21 protein-coding genes are annotated in these 26,998 nt (G+C 71.8%); 12 read left to right on the top strand and 9 right to left on the bottom strand.

Annotated elements, in window-relative coordinates; genetic code table 11:
• Nucleotides 1-54: 54 nt before the first annotated feature.
• The gene (locus LXT21_RS30165) at nucleotides 55-2,769 is read left to right on the top strand and encodes a sensor histidine kinase (RefSeq protein ID WP_254041656.1); all 2,715 of its coding nucleotides are present in this window, start codon (nucleotides 55-57) and stop codon (nucleotides 2,767-2,769) included.
• Between the two features lie 9 nt (nucleotides 2,770-2,778).
• Here LXT21_RS30165 and LXT21_RS30170 read toward each other — a convergent pair whose 3' ends face one another.
• The 3 genes from LXT21_RS30170 to LXT21_RS30180 all read right to left on the bottom strand — a co-directional run bounded on the left by LXT21_RS30170 (nucleotide 2,779) and on the right by LXT21_RS30180 (nucleotide 6,171).
• A complete protein-coding gene (locus tag LXT21_RS30170) occupies nucleotides 2,779-3,324 on the bottom strand; it encodes a hypothetical protein (protein ID WP_254041657.1) in 546 nt (181 codons plus the stop codon).
• Between the two features lie 169 nt (nucleotides 3,325-3,493).
• Nucleotides 3,494-4,042, bottom strand: a complete 549-nt coding sequence (locus tag LXT21_RS30175; protein WP_254041658.1) for a hypothetical protein — start codon at nucleotides 4,040-4,042, stop codon at nucleotides 3,494-3,496.
• A gap of 104 nt (nucleotides 4,043-4,146) precedes the next feature.
• Nucleotides 4,147-6,171, bottom strand: a complete 2,025-nt coding sequence (locus tag LXT21_RS30180; protein ID WP_254041659.1) for a S9 family peptidase — start codon at nucleotides 6,169-6,171, stop codon at nucleotides 4,147-4,149.
• A 136-nt stretch (nucleotides 6,172-6,307) separates the two neighbouring features.
• Here LXT21_RS30180 and LXT21_RS30185 point away from each other — a divergent pair, with 136 nt between their 5' ends.
• From LXT21_RS30185 to LXT21_RS30210, 6 genes are all read left to right on the top strand, one after another.
• Nucleotides 6,308-7,771, top strand: a complete 1,464-nt coding sequence (locus LXT21_RS30185; protein WP_254041660.1) for a DUF4397 domain-containing protein — start codon at nucleotides 6,308-6,310, stop codon at nucleotides 7,769-7,771.
• Nucleotides 7,772-7,878: 107 nt separating this feature from the next.
• A complete protein-coding gene (locus tag LXT21_RS30190) occupies nucleotides 7,879-9,096 on the top strand; it encodes an RCC1 domain-containing protein (RefSeq protein ID WP_254041661.1) in 1,218 nt (405 codons plus the stop codon).
• A gap of 12 nt (nucleotides 9,097-9,108) precedes the next feature.
• Nucleotides 9,109-9,795: an RNA polymerase sigma factor gene (locus LXT21_RS30195; RefSeq protein WP_254041662.1), complete on the top strand. Its 687-nt coding sequence runs from the start codon at nucleotides 9,109-9,111 to the stop codon at nucleotides 9,793-9,795.
• Nucleotides 9,796-9,811: 16 nt separating this feature from the next.
• Entirely contained in the window at nucleotides 9,812-10,636 is an 825-nt protein-coding gene (locus LXT21_RS30200; RefSeq protein WP_254041663.1) for a hypothetical protein, read from the top strand.
• An 8-nt stretch (nucleotides 10,637-10,644) separates the two neighbouring features.
• On the top strand, nucleotides 10,645-12,384 hold the full coding sequence (locus LXT21_RS30205) for a caspase family protein (RefSeq protein ID WP_254041664.1): 1,740 nt from the start codon (nucleotides 10,645-10,647) through the stop codon (nucleotides 12,382-12,384).
• A gap of 140 nt (nucleotides 12,385-12,524) precedes the next feature.
• Nucleotides 12,525-13,454, top strand: coding sequence for a fatty acid desaturase (locus tag LXT21_RS30210; protein WP_254041665.1), 930 nt, complete (start codon nucleotides 12,525-12,527; stop codon nucleotides 13,452-13,454).
• A 2-nt stretch (nucleotides 13,455-13,456) separates the two neighbouring features.
• Here LXT21_RS30210 and LXT21_RS30215 read toward each other — a convergent pair whose 3' ends face one another.
• Complete coding sequence (locus tag LXT21_RS30215) at nucleotides 13,457-14,104, bottom strand: DUF3575 domain-containing protein (protein ID WP_254041666.1); 648 nt, start codon at nucleotides 14,102-14,104, stop codon at nucleotides 13,457-13,459.
• A gap of 301 nt (nucleotides 14,105-14,405) precedes the next feature.
• Between LXT21_RS30215 and LXT21_RS30220 the strand changes: the two genes are divergently transcribed.
• Complete coding sequence (locus LXT21_RS30220; RefSeq protein WP_254041667.1) at nucleotides 14,406-15,038, top strand: hypothetical protein; 633 nt, start codon at nucleotides 14,406-14,408, stop codon at nucleotides 15,036-15,038.
• A 90-nt stretch (nucleotides 15,039-15,128) separates the two neighbouring features.
• Entirely contained in the window at nucleotides 15,129-15,638 is a 510-nt protein-coding gene (locus tag LXT21_RS30225) for a hypothetical protein (RefSeq protein ID WP_254041668.1), read from the top strand.
• Nucleotides 15,639-15,686: 48 nt separating this feature from the next.
• Here the strand turns inward: LXT21_RS30225 and LXT21_RS30230 are convergent, their stop codons facing one another.
• The 4 genes from LXT21_RS30230 to LXT21_RS30245 form a co-directional block, all read right to left on the bottom strand.
• Nucleotides 15,687-20,195, bottom strand: a complete 4,509-nt coding sequence (locus LXT21_RS30230; RefSeq protein ID WP_254041669.1) for an ATP-binding cassette domain-containing protein — start codon at nucleotides 20,193-20,195, stop codon at nucleotides 15,687-15,689.
• A gap of 130 nt (nucleotides 20,196-20,325) precedes the next feature.
• Nucleotides 20,326-21,228, bottom strand: coding sequence for an alpha/beta hydrolase (locus LXT21_RS30235; protein WP_254041670.1), 903 nt, complete (start codon nucleotides 21,226-21,228; stop codon nucleotides 20,326-20,328).
• An 88-nt stretch (nucleotides 21,229-21,316) separates the two neighbouring features.
• Nucleotides 21,317-21,916, bottom strand: a complete 600-nt coding sequence (locus LXT21_RS30240; protein ID WP_254041671.1) for a TetR/AcrR family transcriptional regulator — start codon at nucleotides 21,914-21,916, stop codon at nucleotides 21,317-21,319.
• A gap of 54 nt (nucleotides 21,917-21,970) precedes the next feature.
• Nucleotides 21,971-22,426, bottom strand: a complete 456-nt coding sequence (locus tag LXT21_RS30245) for a globin domain-containing protein (RefSeq protein WP_254041672.1) — start codon at nucleotides 22,424-22,426, stop codon at nucleotides 21,971-21,973.
• A gap of 177 nt (nucleotides 22,427-22,603) precedes the next feature.
• Here LXT21_RS30245 and LXT21_RS30250 point away from each other — a divergent pair, with 177 nt between their 5' ends.
• Nucleotides 22,604-24,250 (top strand): hybrid sensor histidine kinase/response regulator, encoded by a 1,647-nt coding sequence (locus tag LXT21_RS30250; protein ID WP_254041673.1) that lies wholly within the window; start codon nucleotides 22,604-22,606, stop codon nucleotides 24,248-24,250.
• Here the strand turns inward: LXT21_RS30250 and LXT21_RS30255 are convergent.
• The gene (locus LXT21_RS30255) at nucleotides 24,247-25,131 is read right to left on the bottom strand and encodes a 5'-3' exonuclease (protein WP_254041674.1); all 885 of its coding nucleotides are present in this window, start codon (nucleotides 25,129-25,131) and stop codon (nucleotides 24,247-24,249) included. The genes LXT21_RS30250 and LXT21_RS30255 overlap by 4 nt on opposite strands.
• A 221-nt stretch (nucleotides 25,132-25,352) precedes the next feature.
• On the opposite strand from LXT21_RS30255, the gene LXT21_RS30260 reads away from it, so the two are divergent.
• Nucleotides 25,353-25,712: a DUF4398 domain-containing protein gene (locus LXT21_RS30260; protein WP_254041675.1), complete on the top strand. Its 360-nt coding sequence runs from the start codon at nucleotides 25,353-25,355 to the stop codon at nucleotides 25,710-25,712.
• A gap of 24 nt (nucleotides 25,713-25,736) precedes the next feature.
• Nucleotides 25,737-26,984 (top strand): OmpA family protein, encoded by a 1,248-nt coding sequence (locus LXT21_RS30265; protein WP_254041676.1) that lies wholly within the window; start codon nucleotides 25,737-25,739, stop codon nucleotides 26,982-26,984.
• Nucleotides 26,985-26,998: the final 14 nt, after the last annotated feature.

The raw sequence follows: 26,998 nt of genomic DNA on the forward strand, positions 1-26,998 counted from the left end.
GGACATGCCCCTGCCTGCTTTCACGTGCTCCCATGCCACCTCGCGGGGGGCGTGATGACGATGGCGGTATCCCGGTACGCGGACGCACGACAGTTCGGGGCCCATGCTCCGGAGGTGGAGGAGCGCCTGGCGCTGCTGGCGGAGGCCTCGCGGGTGCTGGCCGACGCCAGCCTGGAGCCTCCCGCCGTCATGGAGCGGCTGTGCGCCCTGGTGGTGCCCTTCCTGGGCGCCGCGTGCACGCTGCGCCTGCTGTCCGAGGATGGCCTGTGGCTGCGCACCATGGCCTCGGCCGCCGCCTCGCCCGAGGCCCGGCTCCTGTTCCAGACGCTCAGCCCTCCGGCGCTGCGCGCGGACGAGGGCCCCTCGCGCGAGGTGCTGCGCACGGGCGAGGCGCAGTGGGCGCCGGACGCGACCCCCGAGGAGCTGCGCCAGCTGGTGCCGCCCCAGCAGCACGGGCTGCTGGAGGACTTCCCCTTCACGCGGTGGATGGTGCTGCCGCTGCGTGCCCGGGGCAAGGCGCTGGGCACCCTCACCGTGTGGAAGGCCCCCACGGCCGAACGCACCGTCGAGGCTGGGGAGCAGCTGCTCCTGCAGGAGCTGGCGGACCGGGCCGCGATGGCGCTGGACGTGGCGCGCGCGTACGCGGCGGAGAAGCAGGCGCGGCAGGCGGCGGAGGTGGCCGCGGGGCGGCTGTCGCGGCTGCAGCGGGTGACGGCGGAGCTGTCCCAGGTGCTGTCGGCGGCGCGCGTGGCGGACGTCATCGTCGAGCTGGGCGTGGAGGCCGTGGGCGCGGCGCGCGGCGCGCTGTGGGTGGTGGAGGACGGGCACGCCCGGCTCTTGCGGTGCTCGGGCTATGACGACGCCGACTCGGTCCAGGGCGCGTTCGGCCTGCTGCCGCTGGAGACCCGGGGGCCGGTGACGGAGGCGGTGCGGGAGGCGAGGCCCGTGTGGCTGGAGTCGCCCGAGGCGCTGACGGAGCGCTATCCCGAGGTGGACACGAAGCGCCATCAGGCCATCCGCGCGCCCTCCCCCGCGTCGGCGTGTCTGCCCTTGATGGTGGAGGGCCGGGCGCTGGGCTCGCTGCTGTTCGCCTTCGCCGAGCCGCGCGTGTTCGACGCGGACGAGCGCGCGTTCCTGGAGCTGCTCGCCCATCACGCGGGGCAGGCGCTGGCGCGGGCGCGGCTGCTGGAGCAGGAGGAGCGGGCGCGCGCGCAGCTGGCCGAGGCCAACGAGCGGCTGGCGGCCATCATCCAGGCCTCGCCGGCCTCCATCATCCTGGTGGACGCGGACGGCACGGTGCGGATGTGGAACCCCGCCGCGGAGCGCATCTTCGGGTGGTCGGCCCAGGAGGCGATGGGACAGGTGCTGCCGGTGGTGCCCCCCGGCAAGCAGGAGGAGTTCCACGGCAACCTGGCCCGCGCGGGCCGGGGGGAGTCGCTGGGCGGCGCGGTGATGCAGCGCATGCGCAAGGACGGCACGCCCCTGCAGGTGGCGCTGTGGACGGCGGTGGTGCAGCCGGCGAGCGGCGCCCCCGAGCAGGTGCTGAGCATGGCGGTGGACGTCACCGAGCGGCAGCGCAGCGAGAGCGCGCAGCGCTTCCTCGCGGAGGCGGGCGGCGTGCTGGCCACCAGCCTGGAGCAGGAGGAGACGCTGGAGCGCGTGGCGCACCTGGCGGTGCCGTCCTACGCGGACTGCTGCGGCGTCTTCCTGGCGGACGAGGACGGGCAGGTGCGGTGCGTGGCCTCGGCGCACGCGGACGCGGGCTTCAAGGCGTTGGATGGACAGCCCTCGCCGGGGCTCGCCGTGGTCGCGCGGGTGGTGGCCTCCGGACAGGCGGAGCTGCGCACGGGGCTGAGCGCCGACGCGCCCGAGTGCGTGCGTCCGCCCGGCGGGGCGGGCTGCTGGGCGTGGCTGTGCGTGCCGCTCCAGGTGCGCGGGCAGACGCTGGGGGCGCTGTCCTTCGTCACCTCGCGGCGCGACTACGACGCGCAGGACCTGGCGCTGGCGCAGGAGCTGGCGCGGCGCTCGGCGCTGGCCATCGACAACGCGCGGCTGTACCGCGAGGCCCGGCACGCCATCCGCCTGCGCGAGGAGTTCCTCTCCATCGCCAGCCACGAGCTGAAGACGCCCATCAGCGCGCTGCAGCTCCAGGTGCAGAGCCTGCTGGCGGGGCTCAAGCGCGGGCCAGCGGCCCTCACGCCGGAGCGGCTGGGACGGGCGCTGGAGGTGGTGGACCGGCAGGTGAAGCGCCAGACGCAGCTCATCCACGACCTGCTGGACGTGTCGCGCATCAGCGCGGGGCGGCTGGAGCTCAGCCCGGAGCCGTTGGATTTGTCGGCGCTGGTGCGCGAGGTGGTGGAGCGCTTCGAGCCGGAGCTGGAGCGCACGGGCACGCGGCTGGAGCTGGAGCTCGCGCCGGAGTCGTTCGGGCTGTGGGACAAGCTGCGCATCGACCAGGTGCTGACGAACCTGGTGAGCAACGCGGTGAAGTATGGGCGCGGCAACCCGGTGCACGTGGTGATGACGGTGGGCCCGGAGTCGGTGCGCGTGGAGGTGCGCGACGGCGGCATCGGAGTCAGCGAGGAGAACCTGGCGCGGCTGTTCCACCGCTTCCAGCGCGCCGTGTCCGAGCGGAACTACGGCGGCTTCGGTCTGGGGCTGTGGATTTCGCGCCAGATTGTGGAGGCCATGGGAGGCCTCATCACCGTGAAGAGCGAGCTGGGCGTGGGCTCCACCTTCAGCGTGGAGCTGCCACGCACCCGCCCTTGAGGAAGCGGCTCACAGCGCCAGCAGCAGCAGGGCGGCTTTCTCCTCGGGGCTGGCCGCGAGGAACTCATCCGGCAGCCAGACCTCCGACTCGGGCACCGTGACGGAGTCGCAGCTGCGGCGGCCCGCGTAGGAGCGCCCCGGCTCGCGCGCCTTCAGCCGGTACGTGCAGTCCCGGATGTAGATTTTCAGCTCGTCCTTGCTGAACTTCACGGTGGCGGGACGGCCGCCGAAGCCGCCCTCGGCCTCCAGCGTGTCGCCGTCGCGCTTCACCTTCAGGTTCACCGCCGCGGGGCCCAGCGAGCCCTTCACCGCGCCGTCCTTGAACTCCACGTCCACCACGCCCAGGTACGTCCTGCCCCGCAGGCCCTTGCCGGTCCGGGTCACCTGGAAGTCCTGGCCGGTGACCTCGTCGGCCGTCATCACCAGGTTGTACTGCTGCCGGGCGATTCGCAGGTTGATGGCGTCCTGCTTCGGCGCGGACACCGCCACGCCCGCCCCCAGGACCACCGCCAGAGCCAAGACTCCCCGCCGCAGCGGGCTCAGAAAGCGCTTCATCGGAATGCTCCTCGTCGTGGAATACCTTCCTTGAAACGTCCTTCTTCCCATCGCATACCGCGACAGCCCCAACTCCCCGGATTCGCATCCGGGGCATGACACTCTGCCGGGTCGGCCGCCTGCTCGCCCCACTCCCGGGACGGTCCGCGATGCCCGGAGACGGACAACGTCAAACCGCCAGCAGCAGCAGGGTCACCTTCTCCTCGGGGCTGGCCTCGAGGAACGCGTCCGGCAGCCAGAGCTCCGCGCCCCCAGCGGAGCCGCTCACGCTGCAGTTGCTCTGACCCGAGTAGGAGCGCCCCGCCTCACTCGCGCTCAGCCGGTGCGTGCAGTCCCGGATGTAGATTTCCAACGAGTCCTTGGTGAGCTTCACGGTGGCGGGCCGCCCGCCGAAGCCGCCCTCGGCCTCCACCGTGTCGCCGTCGCGCTTCACCTTCAGGTTCACCAGCGAGGGGCCCAGCGAGCCCTTCACCGCGCCGTCCTCGAACTTCACGGCCACCAGGCCCACGGCGGTCCTCCCCCGCAGGCCCATGCCCTTCCGGCTCACCTGGAAGTCCTGGCCCGTCACGTCCTCGGCTCGCATGGTGAGGTTGACCTGCCGCAGGCCGAACCGGAGGTTGATGGCGTCCTGCTTGGGCGCGGACACCGCCGCCCCCGCACCCAGGACCACCGCCAGCGCCAGGACACCCCGCCGGAGCGGGCTCAGAAAGCGCTTCATCGGAATGCTCCTCATCATGGGACGTCGTGGAACGACCTTCGTGGAACGCGCGGCCGCCCGGGACATACCGGAATGTCCCGGGGGCATACGCTGTGTCCGGGCGGCTACTTCGGCGCGGGCGCCTGGGGTGCGCCCAGGTGTTTCTCGAAGAACATCATCGTCGTCATCTGTGCGTAGTCGCGGGTGGGCTTCTTCTGGAAGCCGTGGCCCTCGTCGGTGGCCAGCATGTACCAGACGTCCGGCGAGCGCTGCCGCACGGCCTGGACGATCTGCTCCGCCTCCGACTGCGGCACGCGCGGGTCATTGGCCCCCTGCTGCACGAAGAGCGCCGCGCGAATCTTGTCCACCGAGCCCAGCGGGGAGATGCGCTCCTGCACGCGGCGCACCTCGGGGATGCGCTCGTCGCCGTACTCCGCGCGCCGCAGGTCCCGGCGGTACGCCTGCGTGTTCTCCAGGAAGCTGGGCAGCGAGGAGATGCCCACCACGTCCACCGCGGCCTTGAAGCGCTCGGGGTAGAAGGCCACCGACGCCAGCGTCATGTACCCCCCGTACGAGCCGCCCGAGACGCCCACGCGCGTGGCGTCCAGCTCCGGGCGCGAGGCGATGAAGTCCAGCGTCGCGCCGATGTCCTTCAGGCTCTGCTCGCGCTTCACGCCGTCATCCATGGCGCGGTACGCCTTGCCGTACCCATCCGAGCCACGCACGTTGGGCACCAGCACCGCCATGCCCAGCTCGCCGGTGATGAACTGGGTGAAGTTGCTGAACATTGGCCGGCTCTGTCCCTCGGGCCCGCCGTGGAAGCTGACGACGACGGGCACCTTCTTGCCGCCGGTGTTCCTGGGCACATAGAGGAGCGCGGGCACCTGCACCCCATCCGTGGACGGATAGCGCACGAGCGTGGGCTCCACGAATCCCTCCGTGTCCAGGCCGCCCACCTCCGAGCGCGTCCAGCGCGTCGGCTTGCGCGACTTCAAGTCCACCGTCCACACATCCATGGGGCTGCGCGCGCTGCCCAGCGAGAGCGCGAGCATGTCCGAGCGCTTGCGCGGGAACTTCAGCCCGCCCCCCACGCCCTTGGGCAGGGTCGACAGCGCGGACAAGGCGCGCGTGCGCGTGTCGAGCAGCGACACCGTGGTGTAGCCGTCCTCGTTGAAGGCCACCGCCAGCTTGCGGCCGTCCGGGGACAGCGCCAGGTCCGTCACGCTCCACCGCACCGACTTCGTCAGCGACGCGGGCGGCTGGGCCGTGGGCGCGGTGCGCGTGTCGAGCAGGTAGAGCTCGGAGAAGTCGCTGTAGCGGTCCGTCACCAGATAGACGCCCTGGCCGTCCTTCGTGAAGGTGGCGCCGTCGACGCTGCCCTTGCCCTCGGAGGGCGTGAGCTGACGGCGCTCGCCGGACGCCACGTCCACCACGAACAGGTCCGAGTCATCCGCGGCGCGGAAGCGCTGCACCAGCACCTTCGCGCCATCCGCGGAGAACTCCAGCGGTGAGTACGTGCCCTCCAGCTCCGTGAGGCGGCGCGCCTTCGTGGGCTCCGACGTGGAGGCCACGTACACGTCCGTGTCCTTGCCGTTGCGGCCCGTGCCCGCGTACGCCAGCCAGCGACCGTCCGAGGAGACGCGCAGCGCCTCATGGCGGCTCTTGCCGTCCGTCAAGAGCTCCGAGCGCCCCGTGCGCCGGTCCAGCTTGAACACCTGGAAGAACTCACCGCCGCCCTTGTCCTGGAGGAAATAGAGGACGTTCGCGTCGCCCGGCTGGAAGAGGGCCCGGTTGATGGGCTCCTTCGCGAAGGTGATTTGCGTGCGCGCCCCCATGGGCATCTCCACCACGTGGAGCTGGTTGGTGTCCGCGAAGCGCGTGGTGATGAGCAGCTGCTTGCCGTCATCACTGGCATCCGAGAGCCCCGCGGCGCGGGACTCCAGGTACTGCTCCATCCGGCGACGCAGCGCGTCCGGCACCGGGGGCACGTTGCTCACCCACACGTTCGGCTGACCGGGCAGCGGCGCGATTCCAGGCACCTGTGATGGTTTCGCGGCGGCACCCTGCGCGGCGGCGGCGGGAGTCGCGGTGGGCGCGGGCGCCTGGGTCCAGAGCAGGGACACGACGAGGGGAATCAGGCCTGGGTTCATGGGGCGGGCACGGTAGCAGCGCTCGCGCGGACACGTCCCATCAACCAGGTCCACCGGCTCGTTTCGTAAGGGCCCTCCAACAACGAACAGGCCCTGGCTCCCCCCGAGCCCGAAGGCCGCTTCCCTGGAGGCGCACATGAAGAGGAACGCCTGGAATCGCCGTGGCATCACCCTGGCGCTGGCCGCCACGCTGTCCGCGCTCGTCGGCTGCGGAGATGACGAGACGCCCGACGACCCGAAGCCGTCCACCCAGGCGAAGCTGCGCGTGGTGCACGCATCCCCGGACGCGCCCGCCGTGGACATCTACGCGGAGGGCCAGGCCACGCCACTGTTCACCAACGTGCGTTACGGCGACACCACCGCGTACGCCACGGTGCCGACGGGGACGTACAACGTGCAGGTGCGCGCGGCGGGCTCGGCGGCCACGTCCGCGCCCGTCTACTCCACAGGTCCGCTGACGCTGACGAAGGACCAGAGCGTGAGCGCGGTGGCCGCGGGCCTGCTCACCGCCACCGACAGCGCGAGCGGCTTCCGCGTGCTGCCCCTCACCGAGGGCTTCGGCGCGCCGTCGGAGGGACGGGCGCGGGTGCGAATCGTCCACGCGGGCGCGGACGCGCCCACCGTCGCGCTGGACGTGGGTGACGACGGCACCTCCGAAATCACCGGGCTCGCGCGCTTCCAGGACACGGGCGCCGCGGGGGTGGAGTTGCCCTCGGGACAGTCGCTCCAGGTGGGCGTGCGCACGGCCGACAACCAGAAGGTGACGTCCTTCACCGTGCCCGCCCTGCCCTCGCGCGGCGAGGTGTTCGTCATCGCCACCGGCAGGCTGTCCGAGAAGGCGCACGCTCCCGCGGGCTTCGGGTTGCTCGCGGCGGGGGTGGGCATGGTCCGCCAGAACCCCGTCGTCTACGCGCTGCACGCCTCGCCGGACGCGCCCTCCGTGGACGTCTTCGTCGGCACCACGGAGCTGGTGGATGACCTGAGCTTCGGCGAGCTGTCCGCGCCCATCCAGGTGCCGCCGGGCAGCTACAGCCTGGACTTCTTCGCCAGCGCCTCGGGCGGCACGCGCCCCTCGGGCGCTCCCGCCGCCAGCCGGCCCACGCCCGCGCTGGTGGCCGGTGAGCGCTACCTGGTCCTGGCCTCGGGCTTCCTGAGCCCGGCGGCGGATGACCCGGCGGACTCCACCTTCGAGCTGCTCGCCTTCACGGAGGGCTTCACGCGCGACACGGACAGCCTGCGGCTGCGCGTGGTGCACGCCTCGCCGGACGCGCCGGTGGTGGACGTGTCGCCGGTGGAGGGCGGAATCGTTCCGGCCGCCGCCGCCTTCGATGACATCCCGTACCGGCTGGCCACCTCCGTGGAGGGCCGCGAGCTGCCCGGCGCCCAGCTGCTGGTGGGCGTGGCGGCGTCCAGCGCGTCCAACCGCTCGCCGGTGGCGCGGTTCCTGTTGGACACCAACGCGTTCCTGGGCCGGGGCGTCTTCGCGGTGGCCGCGGGCGCGCTGTCGCCCTCGACGTCGGGTGAGGCGGGCTTCCGGTTGGTGCTGGTGGACACGAGCACCACGCCCTGGAGCGCCCTCAACGTGCATCCGCAGCCGTAACGCATTTTCGCGTCACCCGTCAGCAAAGACATCCAGGCCAGCAAGCTGGCGCCGCGCGAGCCTCGTGCCCGCGGCGCCTGTCGTTTTTCCTTCGGGAGGGAGGCTCCATGAAGCGCCGCGTCGCGCCCATCCTGCTGCTCCTCACCGCGCTGACGGGCGCGTGCCTGGACCCCATCCGGAGCGCCCCGACGGACGCGTGCGTGGAGGACACCGAGGGGTGCCCGGACACGGACCCCGAGCCGCGGGGTGTGGCGCGAAAGGTGACGGTGGGGCGGCATCACGCGTGCGCGCTGCTCGAGAGCGGCGGCGTGCGGTGCTGGGGCGGCACGGGGCTGGTGGGAGACGGCACGCGCGCGCTGCGGGCCTCGGCCGTGGCGGCGAAGGGCCTGTCCACCGGCGTGCTCGGCATCTCCGCGGGCGCGGACCACACCTGCGCGGTGCTGGAGGGCGGCACCGTGCGCTGCTGGGGAGACAACGCGTCGGGTCAGCTGGGCCAGGCCTCGCTGTCGTCCTCGCTGGAGCCGCTGGATGTCGGCGGACTGGGCTCCAACGTGCTGACGGTCGCCTCGGGTGAGGCGCACACGTGCGCGCTGCACGCGGGGGGACAGGTGACGTGCTGGGGCGACAACTCACGGCTCCAATTGGGTTCGGAGGTGAGCCAGCGGAGCCACGCGCCCATCGCGGTGCCGGGCCTGCCCGCGAACCTCACGGTGCTCGCGGCGGGCGCGTACCACACCTGCGCGGCCACCACGGCGGGCGAGGCGTGGTGCTGGGGCGACAACGCGTACGGCGGGCTGGGGGATGGGCTCGCCGGCGCGGGGCTGAAGTCTCCTCCCGTCCGGGCGCGGAGCCTGGCCCTGCCCGTGAGGGCGCTGACGGCGGGCAGGGGACACACCTGCGCGCGCGTGGGCGACGGAGCGGTGGAGTGCTGGGGCTTCAATGCCTCGGGGGCGCTGGGGGATGACACCGCGCTCGACAGCACGGTGCCGGTGCGTCCGGTGGGGCTGAAGGTGGACATGCGTCAGGTGCGCGCGGGCACGGACTTCACCTGCGCGCTGAGCGCCGAGGGGCGGGTGCGCTGCTGGGGCCTGAACGAGGCCGGGCAGCTCGGCGACGGGACGCGGGTGCATCGCGCGGCGCCGGTGGACGTGTCGGGGCTGGCGAACGAGGTGGTGGACCTGGCCACGGGTGTGACGAGCACGTGCACGGTGCTGAGGGATGGGCGCGCGCAGTGCTGGGGCGCCAACGCCGCCGGACAGCTGGGTGACGGGACGCAGACGGAGCGCGCCGGACCCGTCGAGGTCCAGGGGCTCGAGGCCCCTTGAGGGGAGGACGGCATGTCGCTGTTGAAGGACGACCCGCGGTTGCTGCAGGCCTTCCGTCGAGGGGAGCCGGAGGCGCTCGCGCGCGTCTATCGGGCCTACTCCGCGCACGTGGCGCGGTTCCTGTCGCGCACGTACGTGTCGCATGGGCCCGGGGGACTGGGACGCGTGGGTCCGTTGGATTTGGAGGCCGCGCACCAGGAGACCTTCGTGCGTGCCTTTCGTGAGCAGGCGCGGCTCGCGTACGACGGCGTGCGTCCGTATTCGACGTGGCTCAACGCGGTGGCGAAGCAGGCGGCGGTGGACGTGCTGCGCTCGGCGGGTCGCATCGCGCGCGAGGCGGTGGCGCTGGATGACACGCCGATGGCGGAGCGGCTGGCGAGCACGTCGCCCTCTCCCGAGGACCGGGCGCTCGAGGGGGAGATGCGTGAGTTGGTGAGGCGCTTCCTCGCGGGGCTCGACGAGGGGACGCGGCGGTTGGCGGACCTGCGCTTCGTGCAGGGGTTGTCCCAGGAGCGCGCGGGGCTGCTGTTGGGGTGGTCCCGACAGGAGTTGAGGACGCGCGAGATGAAGCTGCGGCGCGCGATGACGGCGTTTCTGGTAGAGGAGGGATGGCTCGTGTCGGAGTCGCCCGAGGGTCTGCCTTCCGCCGCGGCCACGGCCGCGATGCTGGCCCTGCTCTTCCCTCTCTTCGTGCCCTGACCCGAGTGAGTTGACCATGGCCTTGTTCACTCCCCACGTGGACCGACAGCTCGTCCACCTCGCGAACGACGGCACCCTGCCTCCAAGACAGTGGAGCCGGGTGCTGAGTCATGCGCGGGGCTGCGAGCGCTGTGGCGCCCGCTATGAGCAGGTGATGAACCTGCGCCGCGTGTTCGCGCGGGACACCGTCACCGAGCCGACCTCGGGTGAGCTGGAGCGGCTGTCCGCGCACGGCTTGCAGGCGGTGCTGGGGGCGCTGGAGGAGCGGCGTGAGTGCTCGGAGTCAGAGGACGAGACGAAGGGTCCTTGGGCGCGAGTGGTGGAGTGGGTGCGCGGGGCGTGGGACCCGCCGTCGCTCGGGCACGTGGGCACGGCGTGGGTGCTGGCGTTGATGGTGTCCGCCGGAGTGCTGTGGACGGGCGCTTCTGAAGACACGGGAGAGTGGGCGGCACGCGGCGAGGGCCCTGGCACCGCGGTGCTGCGATTGTTCTGCGTGCCCTCGGACGCGGAGCTGCGTGAGGTGCGCGGACAGGGCACGTGTCCTTCGGGGGCATCGCTCGCGTTCGCGGCAGGCGTGCGGGCGCCGTACACGCATGTCGCGGTGGTGGTGCGTACGGAGCAGGGCTCGCGTGTGGAGGGACCATTCGAAGTGAAGGCGGCTCCGGGCTCGGAGGTCGCGCTGGACATCACGCCTCGGCTGCCCGAGGCGGGCGAGGTGGAGCTCACCGCGGTCTTCGCGTCGAGCGCGAGCGTCGCGCTCTCAGCCGCGCGCGGAGAGACGGTGCAAGGCGAAGTGGTCCAGGTGCGGCATCGGATTCAAGTGGGGGGCGGCACGCCATGAGGCACGGGTTGAAACGGGGGCACCACCCCATCCTCGCGCAACTGTGCGTCGTGCTGCTCCTGTGCACGGCGCCCCGGAGCGCCGCCCAGGCCGAGAATCCGGCCTCATCGGAGCCATCCCCCGTGCGGCGCGCGCTGGTCGTCGCGTACAACGGAAGCGACGCGCCAGGCATGCCGCCGCTGCGCTACGCGGATGACGACGGCGTGCGCTGGGCCGAGACGCTGCGTCGACTCGGCGTGGACGTGGTCCTGCTCACCGTCCCCGATGCCGAGACCGCCCAGGCCGAGCGCGAGCGACTCGCCGACGCTCGCCTCCCCACGCTCACGGTGCTCGATGAGACCGTGGACCAGCTCGCGCGTCGCAACGCCGTGGACCGCGCCGCCGGGCGCACCGTGGACTTCCTCTTCGTCTACGTGGGCCATGGACGCACCGGTGAGTCGGGCCGCGCCTACCTCACGCTCGCCGACGGGCAGCTCGACCAGGAGGGCCTCTACTCGCGCGTGGTGGAGAAGCTCGACGCGGACTACGTGCACCTGCTCGTCGACGCGTGTCACGCGGCGGGCGTCGTCGGCAGTCGCGGTGGAGACCCGCTCGTGCTGCGCAGGCTTCGACGCGCGTTGGAACAGGAACAACTCGCCGGCCACCCCCGCGTGGGCGCCATCTTCGCGGAGAGCACCGAAGGCGAGACACACGAGTGGTCCCGCATCCGCGCGGGTGTCTTCAGTCACGCGGCGCGCTCCGCGCTGCTCGGCGGCGCGGACGTCAACGGGGATGGCCGCGTCGAGTACAGCGAGCTGGACGCCTTCGTCGCCGCCGCCATCCGCGGCGTGAAGTCCCCTCAAGCCCGGCTCGCCGTGCGCACCTTCCCTCCCGCCCTCAGCCCCTCACGAGCCCTCGTCGGCCCCGCCCCGGACGGCCCTCGCCTGGACCTCCCCCCTGCCCCCCGAGGCGCGCGCATCTCCGTGGAGGACACCTCGGGCGTGCGGCTCGTGGACGCACACCAGGCCGCCGGAGAGCCCCTGACCCTCGCGTTGCCGGAGCGCGCGGCGTACTGGCTGCGCACGCCCGGCGGCGAGGCGCGTGTCCGTCGCTCGGACCTCGGGTCCGGAGAGCTCCCGTCCGTCGCCCCACCCGAGGTCGCCTCTCGCGGCGCCGCCGAGGAGAGCCTGCTCCAGGGTCTCTTCGCCCTGCCCTTCGGCCGCGACTTCTACGAGGGCTATGTCGCCTCCACCGGAGTGCCCGCCGTCGACTTCTCCAACCCCCTCTCCCCAGGCGAACCCTCCGGCGTCCCGCGCGCACTGGGCCTCGAAGTGGGGCTCACGCTGGGCGCGCCGTCCCTGGGAGGACGCGGTGTCGCGCGCGGACTCGCCCTGTCCTGGCGCGTCCCCGGTCCCGGCCCCGTCCGGGTCGGCGCGCGCGCCACCTACGCGCTGGCACCCGACGCCTGGGTGGACGACGCCACGCTCCAGCGCATGTCCGTGCTCGCGATGGCGGGCCTGGGCGGCCGAGGCACCCTGGCCCCCTTCGCCGAGGTGGGCGCGGGCTGGCTGATGACCGTGGTGGACCGACCGGGCCGCCGAGAAGGTGACGCCCTGGGCCTGTCCGCGCGCGCCGCCGCGGGCCTCCGATGGAAGACGGGCGACTTCGCGCTGAGGGGCACGCTGGGGCTGGATTGGGACTCGGTCCGCGTGGACGGACAACGGCGGGGACAGTGGATGCCCGGCGTCGAGCTGGGCCTGGAGCGCTGAACCCCCACCGTCCACCCGGTGCGCGGCCGGTGTGAACGGCGTTGACAGTCCCGCCCGCGCGCCCGCCCAAGCCCCTGGAATCAGGCCCGTCCCCCGCTGGCAGGGCGCTTGCGATGGCCCCCTCCCGAAAGGGACGGGCCATGGACACGAGCGACACACGGTGGGGCGAGGCGCGGTGGGACATGGGGAAGCTCGCCCGGTGGAGCGTCCTCCACGTGGCGGCGCTGCTCGGCGGCGCGCGGTACCTCGAGTGGAGCGCCGTGGCGGTGTGGGCCGGCCTCACGGGCGTGACGATGTGCCTGGGCGTCTCGGTGGGCATCCACCGGGGCCTCATCCACCGGGCCTTCCGCGCCCCGCTCGCGGTGGAGCGCGCGCTCGGACTGCTCGGCACCCTGGCGGGACTGGGCGGCGTCATCGCCATGAGCCGCATGCACCACCTGCGCGACTTCCACCAGAACCAGCCGGAGGCGGACTGCCCGGAGTACTTCGGCTACCGCGACGGCTTCGTGAGCGCCATGAGCCACGCCCTCTTCCGCACGTGGCATCCGGAGGGCCCCACCGCCTCGGCCCCGGTGGAGCCCGCGGTGGCGGACGATGCCTTCTTCCTCGCGTTGGAGCGCTGGGGCCTGTGGCTCCAGGTGCCGCTGGCGCTCGGGCTGTACGCGCTCGGCGGCCCCGCGTGGGTGGTGTGGGGCGTGTTCGTCCGGCTGGCGCTCACGCAGGACGGCTTCTGGTTCGTCCACTACGTGAGCCACGTCGAGGGCGAGCAACCCTACGAGCTGCCCGGCTGCGCGGAGCAGGGCCGCAACGCGGGCTGGCTCGCCTTCGTCAGCATGGGTGAGTCGTGGCACAACAACCACCATGCGTGGCCGCGCTCGGCGCGGATGGGCCTCGGCTGGCGCCAGCCGGACCCGGGATGGTGGATGGTGCGAGGGCTCGCCGCGCTGGGACTGCTGCACGACATCAAGACGCCCGCGAACCTCCCGCCGCGCCCCGGTGTGAAGGAGCGCCCCGCGCCCCCACGCGGCCAGGGCCCCTGCCCCCGAGGCGCGCACGGCGTCGCGCTGTAGCGTCAGAAGGCCCAGCCCAGGGACACTTGAAGTCGCTCATCGAAGGTCCAGCTCCGCCCCTTCGTGGAGGTGTTCTCCTCGCCATTCGGCAGCACCGGCTGACGGCTCTCATACCGGTCCGAGGAATGGCGGGCACCCACGCCGACGCCCGCCTGCACCGCGAGCCCCTGGCCCAGGATGGCGGTGTAGCCCACCAGGACCGCGCCCCCGAACTGCAGGGAGCGGATGCGACTCTCACTGCGCTGCTCCTCGACGACGAACTGCGCGTACTTCCGCCACTGATGGATGGCCTCCACCTGCGGTGACACCCAGAGCCCCTCGGGCGCCGCCCCGGACAGGAAGAACCGGGCGCGCGGCACGACGCCCAACTCGAAGAAGGAGTCTCGCGTCTCCAGTCGTTGCTCCGCCATCTCCAGGTCCCGGCTGCCATTCGAGACCCGGACGCCGACATGCAACCCCAATCCCACGCTGACCCGCGGACCCACGACCCGCTCTCCCTCCAGCACCACCTGCCCCCAATCCGTGGGATTGACGGCCAGCCCCACCACCGTCTTGCGAGGCACGGCATCGGTCGACACGGGGCTCGACGGGTTGGCCTGGGCGCCGGCGGACGACAGCAACATCAGACACAGCCACGGCATGACTCTCATGTGCGGAACTCCTCCTGTGGATGCAACACCCCGGGAGGCCTCTCCCTGAGCAACACGCGCCCACTGCAACCCGCGTGCACAACCCACCACGAGAGTGAGCCGCTCTCGATGAAGACCGACACCGACGACAACCTGTCAGCACGCCCTGTTCCAGCGTCGGACACGGTGACAGCGATTCCGGGATTCGACGCGAGGCATTGCGCAAGAAACCCACGGCCAGGGTTCTTCCCTGCGTGAGCGGGGGGGACAGCGACCGGAGCCGGCGCGCCAGGACTCCCTCGTATGGGAATGGAGACCGTCGATGTCGCGTTCGCGTGTGCTGTGGGTGGTGGGGTTGCTGGCGCTTGGCGCGTGTGGTGGCGAGGACCCTGAGCCCCGGGAGGAGCCGGGGAACAGTCCGCCACCGGGCGGCTCCCGTCCGCCCGTCACGTATCAGCGCTCCAACGTGACGGGCACCTACGCCGTCACGGGCACGCTGCAGAGCAACGCCCAGGACGGGAGCGGGCACAGCATCGCCAACCTCCGGGACACCATCACCGTCTCGGAGAACACGAGCGGCCTCAACCTGCTGAGCATCGACATCGCCAGCATGAGCTGTGGCGGCGGCATCCGCGCGGCAATGAACGGGGAGCGCACCTTCGACGTCAGCGGAGGCACGTGCCCGGTGGACGTGGAGTCGGGCTGCACCGCGAGCATGAAGGTCAACGACGGGAACGGCAGCCGTGACGCGGGCGGCTCCTTCCAGCTCGAGCTGCGCGGCGACGTCTCGATGACATGCGGGCCGGTCACCCAACGCCGGGTGTTCGTCATGAGACTGGCGGGCACGTCCTCGGGGCTGTCCGCGCCGGACACGACGTTCGAGCGGTTGTCGCTCGGGACGAGCATCTCCGACACGTTGGGCCTGCTGTCGACGGATACCGGACACACGCCGTGACGCGAACGGATGACGCACCGTCGCCGTGAATTGCGTGACGGGGACGTCGTAAGAATACTCCGGCCCCAGGATTCCAGTCGGGAGCGGAGGATGTCGATGATGCGGATGCGCGTGGTGACGGCGGCGCTGTTGCTGGGGCTCGGAGCGTGTGGTGGGGACGGTGACGACGATGGCGACGGCGGGACGGCCGACCAGCGCTCCAACGTGACGGGCGCCTACGCCAGCACGGGGACGATGACCCTGGTCATCTTCGGCCAGTCGCAGACCAATGACTTCTCGGACACGATTCGCATCGCCGCGGGCGCGGGCGCGAAGACGGCCCTGAACCTGCGCTCCGATACCTTCGAGTGCGGGAACGGCTTTCCGGGCACCATGACCGAGGAGCGCGCGTTCTCCGTGCAGCAGACCGAGTGCCAGGTCCACCTGGACGAGCAGGACTGCGACGGGACGCTGACGGTGCGCTCGGGCACCGGCAACCGGGACGAGGCGGGCACGCTCCACCTCTCCATGAAGGGCGACTTCGCCTCGCGCAACTGCGCCCCCATCCCCGTCACCGGCCAGTTCACCATGGAGCTGACCGGCAACCGCACCGGCGAGTAATCCCCGAGCCGACGCGCGCCCCGACGAACCTCCGGGGCGCGCGAAGCCTCACGGCTCCAGCACCGCCTGCGCGCGGCGCAGCTGGAGCACGCGCACGTCCGGGTCCACCACCCACTTCTCGGGCGGATAGTCGGTGCGCAGCGTCACCTCGGCGGACTCGCCCGCGCCCAGCACCACCTGGCCGCGCGTGTCGCGGTAGTCGGGAGACTGCACCTCGGGCGTCTTCGTGTCCTTGCGCGGCGCGAAGCGCTCGCCCTTCACCGCGGCCACCTCCACCGGCATGCGGCCCTCGCCCGCGTTGCGCACCGTCACCGTGGACACCCACTGAGCGCCGTCCTGCTTCACCCGGGCGTCCGACAGCTGGTACTCGGGCACGCGCACCTCACGGAACCACTGCTGCACGAAGGCGTCATACGCCGCCGCGTCCTTCGCGAAGGGGCGCATCCTCGCGATGAAGTCCTGGAGCACCGGGTGGTCCGTGGACTCGATGGACTCGCGCAGGAAGGCCTGCAGCCCCGCGTGCATCGCCTCGCGCCCCATGAGCTGCTCCAGCATGGTGAACACCCAGCCGCCCTTGTCGTAGAGCACGGTGGTGTCACCAGAGCGCGAGCCGTCCAGCTTGAGCAGCGAGCGCTCCGAGTCCACGTGACGCTCCTCGGCGTAGCGCTCCTCCAGTCGCTTCGCCGTCTCCATCCGCGAGCGCGGCCCCTCGACCTGTTCCATCAGCTTCATCGCCGAGTAGTGCGACATGCCCTCCGACAGCACCGCGCCGCCCGGGCCCTTGCCGGGGACGAGCATGTTGCCCCACCACTGGTGCGCGGCCTCGTGCGCGGTAATCAGCAGCACGGCGTTCGCCTCGGGCGTGCTCCGGGCGAGGAAGCCGATGCTCTCCGAGAACGTGATGTTGGTGGCGAAGCCCTGCGCGTAGGTGGCGAGCCCGGGGAACTCCGACAGCTTCAATTCCTTCCACGGATAGGGATGGAACCATTCGGAGTAGTACCGGCGCGCGGCATCCAGCCCCCGGCGCATCTCCTCCACGTTGTAGACGTGCGCGGGGTGGTGGAAGACGGCGGTGCCCTCGCCGCGCAGCACGGACCAGCGGCCCGCGACGAGGTTGAACATGCGCACCTTCTGGTCGCTCTTCCACACGCTGACGCGGCGTCCGTCCTTCACCTCGTCACTCTCCAGCACGCCCACGGAGTTGAGCGTGTACTCGGCGGGCCCCGTCACGCGGATGCGCGTGGTGAACGGCGCGCTGGAGCCATACGCGGCCGGCGTGGGGCCCAGGTGGAAGTCGTCCGGGTAGTCGCGCGGCTCGTACGCGTTCTCCTTCGGGTCCACGCCGATGTCCTCCTGGTAGCCCACCAGCGGCGCGAAGCTCGGATTGAAGCTGGTGAGCACCACGCCCGAGGGCAGGATGAACTCGGACACCTTGCCGCCGTTCTTCGTCGCGCCCCGGGGGAACGTCCCGTGGAACTCGAAGCCCACGCGCACGACGGCGCCGGGAGCGAGCCCCGCCTCGGGCGTGAAGACATACAAGCGGGAGCGGTCGTCCGGCTTGAAGTCCTGGCCGTTCATCGTCCAGCGCACGTCCTCCCAGTGGTCACCGCCCGTGAGCGCGAAGGCCAACAGCGGCTTGTCGTGCCGGTTCACCAGCGTGTACGTGCCCTTCGTGCGGAAGGCGCGCCCCGCGGGGTCCAGGTCCACGTCCTGGTCCACGTCCTGGATGTCGGGCTGGGGCGCGTGGAGCCACGTGGCCAGGTTGCGCTGCCAGTAGTCCTTGGCGCGCTTCTTCGACGCGTCCCCCTGCCAGCCCGCGCCCACCTGCACCGCCGCCGCCACCAGCGCCACCACGGGCACCAACGCCCACGGCGCCATCCGCCACGCCTCGCGCACGAGGCCCCTGGGACGCAGCTTCTCCAACAAGCTCACCGGGTCCACCGCGCGTCGACCGCTCAGCCGCACCGCGAGCGCCCCGAAGAAGGCCGCGAGCCCCAGCACGCCCACGCGGTTGAGCACGAGCACCGTCCGGTCCACCTCGAAGGCCCCCATGTCGGACCACTGCACCGCGCCCCACAGCGGCCAGTTCAGCGCCCAGTTGAGCTTGCCCTCCACCGCCGCGTAGCCGGTGAGGCTCAGCGCCGCGAGCGCCACGCCGTACGCGCCGAAGCGTCCGCCCGCCACCGCGCGCGCCGCCAGCACGAAGCACGTCCACGCGAGGAAGGTGGGCACCAACAGGCCCCAGGCAAGCAGGTACGGCCACAGCGAGAACGGCACCTGTCCCTGTGACACCTGCGCGAGCGCACCCGCCGCCCCCGCGGCCATCACCACCACCAGCCCCACGATGCTGTTGGCCAGCGCCTTGCCCAGCAGCACCGACACCGTGCTCACCGGCGTGGCGTCATGGATGGGCGAGAAGCCCGTGGCGTTCTCCCGCTCCAGCGACTCCACCGTGTAGAAGAGCAGCAGCAGGCACGCGAGCGTGGTGAGCTGCCCCAGCGAGGCCACGGCGAAGAACCCCGAGGACGTCAGCAGCTTGGTGTCGAAGGGGCCGATGCGATTGAGCGCCTGCGTCACCGACTGCAACAGAATCATCGGCGTGAAGACGTAGAGCCCCGCCTGGGACACCAGCCCTCGCAGCTCCGCGCGCGCCACCACGCCCAGGCCCGCCAGCACCCCGGGCACGCGCACGCGCATCCCCAGCTCCGACAGGGGCGACGTCTCGCGCGACTGCGCGTCGGGCGTCGCCAGCGGGATGTCGGCCAGCTGCTTCTTCCCGGCGGCGGGCACCTTCGCGCCGCGCAGCCCGAGCGTCATGTGCCGCGACGTCCACGCCACGCAGCCCAGCCCCAGCGCCATCACCGCGAGACGGCTGCCGAGGAAGACCGCGTCCAGCCCCACGCGCTGCGTGTTGTAGAAGGCCACGCCCCGGTCGACCTTCACCCACGTCTCGCTCAGCCAGCGCAGGCCGGCCGGGTCCAACGCCTGGAGCAGCCGGTTCACGCGCGGGTCCAACCAACCCGGGGACCAGCTCCACAGGAAGAAGGCGCAGACGAACAGCAGCGTCACCGGCAGGAAGTACACGAGCACCGGGCGGCGCGTGCCCTCCCCCAGCGCGAACGCGGTGCCCCCGAAGAACACCAGCAGCGGCACGCCGAAGAAGAGCGCGGGCCGCAGGTAGTTGAGCCACGACAGCGGCCCCCGGAACTCCGCCTGGTCTCCCGCCGGCACCACGTGGTGGAAGAAGACAAGGAAGAACACCAGCGCCACGAGCCCCAGGCCGTACGCGCCCAGCGTGGCGAGGAACTTGCCCCACACGTACTCGCGCGGCGTCAGCGGCGTGGTGTGGAGGATGGGCCCCACGCGCGCCTCCTCATCCGCGATGACGCTCATGCCCGCGCCGACGCAGAGGAAGAAGCTGTGCATCAGGAAGAGGATGTAGATGATGTTCTGCGAGACGGCGAACTCGCTCGTCGCCCAGGCCTTGGGGCCGCCCACCTGGCTGGCGCCGGTCGAGATGGTGACGGCCCCGGACGACAGGCCCCACACCACCAGGAACGTGATGAGCAGCAGGATGAAGAACAGCGGGCGACGAAGCTGGTGGAGCAGCTCCGTGCGAATCACCGTGCCCATGCGGGCCGCGGTGCTCATCGCGCCACCTGCGCCGCGACAGGCGCCGGGGCCTCGCGCGTGTCCTTCATCAAGAGCAGGTACGCGTCCTCGAGCGTGGGCGTGACGCGCTCGAAGCCCGTGGGCACCTGAGCGTCCGGCGCGTGGATGCGCACGCGGTTGTGTCCCTCGAAGAGCACCGCCTGGGTGACGCGGTGGGAGCGCTGGAGCGCGTGGCAGCTCGGCGGTGGACGCGGTGCCCTCGAAGATGGTGCCGTGGATGGCCTGCTTCGCCTCGGTGGGGGACGTAATCGCCACCACCTGTCCCTGACGGATGACGGCGAAGCGCGGGCAGAGCATCGCCACGTCCTCGACGATGTGCGTGGAGAGCAGCACGGTGCGCTCGCCCGCGACCTCCGCGAGCAGGCGGTAGAAGCGCAGGCGCTCCTCGGGGTCCAGGCCCGCGGTGGGCTCGTCCACGATGATGAGCTTGGGGTTGCCCGCGAGCGCCTGGGCGATTCCCAGCCGCTGCCGCATGCCACCTGAATACTCCTTCACCTTGCGCTTCGCCGCGAACGTGAGGTTCACCCGCTCGAGCAGCTCCGCGCACAGCTTCTTGAGTCCCTGCGGCGCGCTGACGCCCTTGAGCTTCAGCAGGTACAGCAGCATGTCCTCGCCGTTGAGGTACGGATAGAAGCCGAACTCCTGCGGCAGGTAGCCCAGGTGCGGGCGCAGCGCCTCCGGGTGACGGACGATGTCCACGCCGTCCAGCGTCACCTCACCCGAGGTGGGCTCCAGCAGGCCGGAGAGAATCTTCATCAGCGTGGACTTGCCCGCGCCATTGGGGCCCAGCAGTCCGAACATCCCGAGCGGAATCTCCAGGTCCACGCCACGCAGCGCGGACACCGGCCCCGGGTACACCTTCACCAGCTTGCGGAGGGAGAGCATCGCTCCCTCTACGCAGACGACCTCCCGCCATTTCCCGCCCTCGGGCGAACCATGACGACGAAGGTCTTCGTATGAAACGCAATCGGATGGCGGTGAATCCCCGCTCGGCCCGAAAGCCAGACACCACAGCTCACGGCGCCGAGCGCACCAGCCGCAACGGCACTCGAGCCCCCGTGGCCGCCGAGGCCGCCAGCATGGGCACCTCCGGCCACGTCGTCTCCGGCGTGCCCTGCGCGAGGAACTCCACCGCCGGCGCCACCACCTCCGGCGCGTACAGGATGCGGTGGTGCCCCAGCCCCTGCGTGCGCGTCAGCTTCGCGCCCGGCCACGCCCGCGCCACCGCCTCACCCGCGACGAGCGGCACCTCCTTGTCTCCCACGTCGTGGAACACGTGCAGCGGCACCTGCCCCAACTGCGGCACGAAGTTCGGCAGCGCCAAATCCTTGAGCCGCACGCTGAAGCGCCGCTCGATGCGCTCCTCCATCCGCATCCACACGCCATCCGTCAGTCCGAAGGCGCGCGCGAAGGCCTGGATGCCCCCACGCGGGTCCGCCGGCGGCGACACGAACACCGCGCGCCCCACCTTCAGCCCATCCCGCATCGCCACCGCCGTCGCCGCCGCGCCCAGCGAGTGCGCCACCACCGCGTACGGCCCACCTGTCGCCTTCGCCACGTCCGCCACCACCTCCGCCATCTCCGGCAGCGAGCTGGTGCGCCCCGACGAGCGCCCATGCCCCGGCGCGTCGTACGTCACCACCGAGAACCCCGCCGCCACCAACGGGTCCACGAACGCCGTCAGCTGCCCGCCGTACCCGCTCCACCCATGCACCAGCAGCACCCGCGGCCCCTCGCCCCAGCTCCACACCGCCACCTCCTCGCCCCCGAGCGTGAGCATCCTCGGCTGCCCCCGCGCCAACACCGCCTCCGCCGTCCGGGAGCGGTGCGGCCGCCACGGCGTGCGGAACCGCTCGTCCGCCCACGCCGCCGTCAGCCCGGGCGCCACCGTCCCCGCCCCCAACGCCGCCGCACGCATTCCCCACTTCGCCAGTTTAACGCGAACGTTCGTGCTATTTTCTGCCATGACGAGGTCCTCCTCGGAGGGACACAGAACCCAAAAGAAGTCAGGAGCCCGTGGGGCGGGCGGCGCGCAGCAGGGCCTCGAAGCCGCGGCGGGCCCACATCTCGGCGCGGGGCTCCTTCAGGAGCCGGGCCGCGTGGTGGAAGCCCAGGAGCAGGGCGTTCTCGTCGTGGGCGAACTGCTCCACGTCCACGTCCTTGTGGAAGTGCCCCTCGGCCACGGCGATGCGCGCGCCCTGGGCCAGGCAGTCCATCCAATCCCGCTGCGTCTGCACCAGCCTGTCCCTGGCGGGGCCCGGGGCGTCATCCAGCTCCGTCGCCGCGGCGACGAAGATGCACCCGCCCTCCGGCACCAGCTCCCGCTCCCACGTCAGCCAGTTCTCGAAGAGCGCCCGCACCCGGGGCTCACCCCGAGGCTGCATCAGCGCCGGGCGGATGACCCGCTCGGTGAACAGCGCCGTGGCCGCCTCCAGGATTTCCACCTGGAGCGACGTCTTGGAGCGGAAGTGCGCGAACAGGCCGCTCTTGGAGAGCTGCAGTTCCTCCGCTAGCCCTCCGATGCTCAGCCCCTGCAGGCCCACCCGGCTGGCGAGCTGGATGGCCCGCTCGAGAATCGCCTGATGGGTGAGCTCGCCCTTGCGCATGGAGCCTTTCTAAACGCCCGTGCTTTTTTCCGCAAGTCGACGGTGAAGGGCGACTCAGCCCTCGGTGTTGCGCAGGAAGTCGGCCACCTGGGCGAAGCGCTCGTCCAGGAAGCGGCGCAGCCCGCCCGTCACGCCCCGGGCGTCCATGGCGCGCTGCATGGCGCGCAGCCAGGCATCCCGCATGGACAGATCCACCGGCACATGGCCGTGGCGCATGCGCAGCCGCGGGTGCCCATGGCGCTCCGCGTAATGCTGCGGCCCCCCCAGCCAACCCATGAGGAACAGGCCGAAGCGCTCGCGGGTGCCGGGGTTCACGCGCCCCTCCGCGTCCAGCTCGTGCAGCTTCGCCAGGGCGGGCTCATGGGCGTCCATCGCGTCATAGAACGCGGCCGCCAGCGCCATCGCCGCCTCCGCGCCACCCAGGCGCTGGTACGGGGTGTCCTCCAGCGAGGGAACCCAGTCATCCGAGGAAGGAGCGTTGAGCTCCAAGGGCTTCAAATCAACAGACATGACTTCCTTCAACGGCACGCAGGGCCCGGCGGCTTCCCTCTCGCACTGCTCGTCACGAGCGCTCGCACCACCGCCAACAGAGGTGTCGAGAGGGCGACAGGTTGACAGGCCCACCGTGCGTTGCCCATCGAAGAATTGACCGCGACAAGAATCGATTGCTAGAGCCTCCCTCCACCCGTGCCCCCCACCGACCCACGCATGCCGGACCCGATGCAGGGCGCGCCCCTCGTGTGGGTGCTCGACGACAGCTCGGCGGAGACCGAGGCCATCCGCCGCGCGCTCTCGGTCGTCTGCCAGGTGGTGACCTTCACGGACGGCGCCGCGCTGCTGGAGGCGCTGGGCCAGGGCCGCACGCCGGACGTGCTGGTGCTGGACTGGTACCTGCCGGGCATGACGGGCCTGGAGGTGTGCCGCTTCGTGCGTCAGGCCTCCGGCACCTCGCTGCTGCCGGTGTTGCTGCTCACCGTCAACACGCGCGCGGCGGACGTGGTGGAGGCGATGGCGGCGGGCGCCAATGACTATGTCTTCAAGCCCTTCCGCCCGCTGGAGCTCCAGGCGCGCGTCACGGCCCTGGCCAGCCACGAGCGCAAGCGGCGCCAGCAATTGGAGGACGAGCGCGCGCGGCGGCTGCTCGCGGAGGGCACGCTGACGGAGATGCAGGCGGCCGAGGAGCGCGCGTGGCGAAGCGAGCTGCGCTTCCGGCTGGCCGCCCGGGCCACGCGGGACGCCGTCTGGGAATGGGACCCGCGCACGGGCGCGGTGGATTGGACGAGCGGCCTGCACGAGCAGTTCGGCTACGCCTCCTCCACCATCCGGGACACGCGCGCCTGGTGGGAGGAGCGGCTGCACCCGGAGGACCGCGAGCGCGTGGTGCGCGGCCTGCGTCTGGCGGTGTCCAGCCAGAGCCACGAGTGGCAGGAGAACTACCGCTTCCAGCGCGGCGACGGCACCTGGGCGCACGTGGTGGACCGCTGCCACATCGTCCGCGACACCGACGGACAAGCGGTGCAGGTGGTCGGCGCGATGCAGGACGTCACCGAGATGCAGCAGACGGAGTCGGAGCGCCTGCGTCTGCTCGCGGAGGTGCATGCCCAGGCGGACTTCGAAAGGCAGCTCATCGGCATCGTCAGCCACGATTTGCGCAACCCCCTGGGGGCGATAACCCTGGCGGCGTCGCTCTTGGCGCAGACGCCGGACGCGGACGAGCGGCAGCAGCGCAACGTGCAGCGCATCCAGCGCGCGGCGGACCGGGCCACGCGGATGATTCGCGACCTGCTCGACTTCACGCGCGCGCGTCAGGGCCGGGGCCTGCCCGTCTACCCCCGGCTGATGGACCTGCACGAGGTGGTGCACACCGCGCTGGACGAGCTGCAGGTGGCGTGGCCGGACCGGCGCATCCTCTCCGAGTACACGGGCAACGGCGTGGGCCAGTGGGACCCGGACCGCGTGGCGCAGGTGCTCGGCAACCTGGTGGGCAACGCCATGCAGTACAGCGCGCCGGAGTCGGTGGTGCGCGTCGTGGCGCGGGGCGAGGACTCGGGCGGCGTGGTGCTGGAGGTCCACAACCAGGGCCTGCCCATCCCGCTGGACCTCAAGCCGCGCATCTTCGAGCCGCTCGAGCGCGGCATGGAGCGGCCCGAGGACCGGGGCATGCGCAGCATCGGCCTGGGCCTCTACATCGTGCGCAGCATCGTCGTGGCGCACGGCGGGACGGTGGACGTGCGCTCCACGCAGGACGACGGCACCACCTTCACCGTGCGCCTGCCGCGACAGGCGCCCGTCGCCCTCGTGCCCCAGGACAAGGGCGACAAGGCCGCTGGCTAGTCCACCCAGCGCTTCGGTCGGCGCTTGAGGGTGTTGACGCCCAGCCTGTCGCAGAGCGCCTCGAACTGCTGGCGCGGCACGCCCGCCCAGGCCACGTCCGCGAGCGTCTTCGTCCCGGGCAGCGGCGCGTCCGTCACCAGCGTGGCGAGCTTGCGGTACAAGAGCGCGTCGTCACGGTGCGCGCGCAGCGTGGCGGCCAGCTTGTCCGCGCCGCGCGGACGCACGGACCAGGTGGAGGCGTCGTCCGGAATCGCCTCCAGCCGGCCGTACGCGGACACGAGCGCGGACGCGCCCTTCTCCCCGAAGCCATCCAGCCCGGGGATTCCGTCCGCGACATCGCCCATCAGCGCCAAGAGGTCCGGCACGCTGGCGGCCGGCACGCCCAGCTTCGCGCGCACCGCGTCCTCGTCCAGCACCTTCTCCTGACGCCGGTCCACCTGCACCACGCGCTGGCCGCGCACGCACTGGCCCAGGTCCTTGTCCGGCGTGCAGATGCGCACCTGCTCCACCTCGCCAGCGAAGCGCGCCGCCGCGGTGGCCAGCGCGTCGTCCGCCTCGTGCTCCTTCATGGACCACACGCGCACGCCCAACGACGCCACCGCCTCCTCGGCCAGGTCGAACTGCGCGCGCAGCTCCGGCGGCACGCCCTCGTCGCCCTTGTAGCCGTCGAACAGCGCGTTGCGGAACGAGCGGATGGGGTTGTCGAACGCCACCGCCATGTGCGTCACCGCCTCGTCCGCGTCGTGCAGCAGCATCAGCAGCGACGACATCAACCCCACCGTCGCCTTCACGTCCTGGCCATCCGGCGCGGCGTGGCCCGGCCGGGGCGAGAAGTGGGCGCGGTACAGCTCGTACGTGCCATCCACCAGGTGCAGACGCATAGGCCCCCCGTCCTATCGCTTGCGACGACGGGCGGCCAGCGCGCGCTGCCCCACCGTCACGCGGCTTCGCGCGCGCAACCCCTGCCCGCCCCGCCCCGAAGATGGCCGGTCCCTCCCCGGGCGACTTGTGCCCCGTGGATTGCCGCGCTGTCGGCCCGAGCACACTTCTGGACCTGGGGCGCGACACCCGCGCTCCGTGGACCGACGGCTGGAGGTAGACCGTGCGCCCGAAGCTGCTTGCCGCGATGCTGTGCGCCACCCTGTTGGGGTGCGCCAGTCAGAGCGTGAAACCCACCTCGAATGCCCGACGGACGGAGGCGGTGGCCTCCATGCGCGCCGCGGAAGGAGCCGGCGCAGCGCGCATCCCGGAAGCCGCGCGCCATCTGGAGTTCGCCCGCCAGCAAGTGAACCACGGCGAGCAGCTGCTGATGGACGATGACGCCGAAGGCGCGGAGCTGAGCTTCATGCAGGCGGACGCGGACGCGGACCTCGCGTTGGCGCTCGCACGCGCGCTGCCCATGGAGCAACAGGCGAAGAGAACCACCCAGCAGGCCGAAGCGCTGCGGCGCGGCCTGCAGTGAGCCCCAGTCCGGGAGGAGACCGTCATGGCAGGCAGCAAACATGGATGGAAGGCCCTCGTCGGAGCGTCGGCGCTCCTCGTGGCGGGGAGCGCGAGCGCGGCCGCGCCGAAGGAGCTGGTGGAGGCCCGCGCGGCCTATCAACAGCTCGCGGCGAGTCCACAGGGGCGTGAGCGTCCCCGCGACGTGGCCGAGGCCCGCGACGCCCTGCGCGCCGCGGAGCGCGAGTACCAGCGCGACGAGAAGTCCCAGCGCACGCGGGTGCTCTCCTACGTGGCCCTGCGCAAGGCGGAGACGGCGGGCGCCTGGGGCATGGCGGACATCGCCGCGCGCCAGCAGGCCCAGGCGGAGGTCGCCCTGAGCCAGGCCCATGCGCTCCAGGAGCAGCAGCGCATGGCGCAGGCCCGCCAGCAGGAGGGCGAGATGCGGCTGTCCGAGGAGGCCTCGCGGCGTCAGCAGGTGGAGCAGGAGGCGCAGCAGCTGCGCGCGCAGAACGAGGAGCTCCAGCGGCAGGCCCAGGCCCTCCAGGGGGCGCAGCAGACGAAGAGCCAGGCGGACCAGCAGGCCGCGCAGCAGCTCGAGGCCGAGCGTCAGGCGCGCGTGGACGCCGAGCGTCAGGCGGCCGAGGCCATCTCCAAGCTGGACCAGGCCAACAAGGACCTGAAGGTCCGCGAGGAGGCGCGCGGCACGGTGCTGACGTTGTCGGGCAGCGTGCTCTTCGCGTCCGGGGCCTCGGACCTGCTGCCGGTGGCGCGTGACAGGCTGGCGGACGTGGCCCAGGTGCTGAAGGAAGGCGACCGGCCGCTGCTCATCGAGGGACACACGGACTCGCAGGGCTCCGACGCCCTCAACGAGCGGCTGTCCTATCAGCGCGCCGAGCGGGTGAAGGAGTTCCTCATCAACCAGGGCGTGCCGGCCAACCGCATCGAGGCGCGCGGCATGGGTGAGTACCGGCCGGTGGCCTCCAACTCCACCGCCGAGGGCCGCGCGAACAACCGCCGCGTGGAGATCATCCTCGAGCGCGGAGGCTCGCGCGCCGTCGGTGGCAGCGGCCAGGAGCAGCCCGGCACGGGCGGCGGCTCATCCAGCGGCAATGAGCAACAGCAGGCGCCGGAGTCGGGCGCGGTGCACGACGAGGATTTGGGAGACGTCCAGCAGCCCGGCACGGGCGGCTCGGGCAACACCTCCGAGAGTGGCGGCCAGCAGGGCACGTCCGACGACCACCAGACGTTCCATGGCTCGGGCGACGGTGCGAGTCAGGACGTGCGGCAGTAACGCCTCACCGCTCC

Source organism: Myxococcus guangdongensis (assembly GCF_024198255.1).
Lineage (GTDB): Bacteria > Myxococcota > Myxococcia > Myxococcales > Myxococcaceae > Myxococcus > Myxococcus guangdongensis.

What these genes read in the sequence shown, in the direction of transcription:
- LXT21_RS30165 (WP_254041656.1), top strand. Translation starts at nt 55, where the DNA reads ATGACGATGGCGGTATCCCGGTACGCGGACGCACGACAGTTCGGGGCC.
- LXT21_RS30170 (WP_254041657.1), bottom strand. Translation starts at nt 3,324, where the DNA reads ATGAAGCGCTTTCTGAGCCCGCTGCGGCGGGGAGTCTTGGCTCTGGCG.
- LXT21_RS30175 (WP_254041658.1), bottom strand. Translation starts at nt 4,042, where the DNA reads ATGAAGCGCTTTCTGAGCCCGCTCCGGCGGGGTGTCCTGGCGCTGGCG.
- LXT21_RS30180 (WP_254041659.1), bottom strand. Translation starts at nt 6,171, where the DNA reads ATGAACCCAGGCCTGATTCCCCTCGTCGTGTCCCTGCTCTGGACCCAG.
- LXT21_RS30185 (WP_254041660.1), top strand. Translation starts at nt 6,308, where the DNA reads ATGAAGAGGAACGCCTGGAATCGCCGTGGCATCACCCTGGCGCTGGCC.
- LXT21_RS30190 (WP_254041661.1), top strand. Translation starts at nt 7,879, where the DNA reads ATGAAGCGCCGCGTCGCGCCCATCCTGCTGCTCCTCACCGCGCTGACG.
- LXT21_RS30195 (WP_254041662.1), top strand. Translation starts at nt 9,109, where the DNA reads ATGTCGCTGTTGAAGGACGACCCGCGGTTGCTGCAGGCCTTCCGTCGA.
- LXT21_RS30200 (WP_254041663.1), top strand. Translation starts at nt 9,812, where the DNA reads ATGGCCTTGTTCACTCCCCACGTGGACCGACAGCTCGTCCACCTCGCG.
- LXT21_RS30210 (WP_254041665.1), top strand. Translation starts at nt 12,525, where the DNA reads ATGGACACGAGCGACACACGGTGGGGCGAGGCGCGGTGGGACATGGGG.
- LXT21_RS30215 (WP_254041666.1), bottom strand. Translation starts at nt 14,104, where the DNA reads ATGAGAGTCATGCCGTGGCTGTGTCTGATGTTGCTGTCGTCCGCCGGC.
- LXT21_RS30220 (WP_254041667.1), top strand. Translation starts at nt 14,406, where the DNA reads ATGTCGCGTTCGCGTGTGCTGTGGGTGGTGGGGTTGCTGGCGCTTGGC.
- LXT21_RS30225 (WP_254041668.1), top strand. Translation starts at nt 15,129, where the DNA reads ATGTCGATGATGCGGATGCGCGTGGTGACGGCGGCGCTGTTGCTGGGG.
- LXT21_RS30230 (WP_254041669.1), bottom strand. Translation starts at nt 20,195, where the DNA reads ATGCTCTCCCTCCGCAAGCTGGTGAAGGTGTACCCGGGGCCGGTGTCC.
- LXT21_RS30235 (WP_254041670.1), bottom strand. Translation starts at nt 21,228, where the DNA reads ATGCGTGCGGCGGCGTTGGGGGCGGGGACGGTGGCGCCCGGGCTGACG.
- LXT21_RS30240 (WP_254041671.1), bottom strand. Translation starts at nt 21,916, where the DNA reads ATGCGCAAGGGCGAGCTCACCCATCAGGCGATTCTCGAGCGGGCCATC.
- LXT21_RS30245 (WP_254041672.1), bottom strand. Translation starts at nt 22,426, where the DNA reads ATGTCTGTTGATTTGAAGCCCTTGGAGCTCAACGCTCCTTCCTCGGAT.
- LXT21_RS30255 (WP_254041674.1), bottom strand. Translation starts at nt 25,131, where the DNA reads ATGCGTCTGCACCTGGTGGATGGCACGTACGAGCTGTACCGCGCCCAC.
- LXT21_RS30265 (WP_254041676.1), top strand. Translation starts at nt 25,737, where the DNA reads ATGGCAGGCAGCAAACATGGATGGAAGGCCCTCGTCGGAGCGTCGGCG.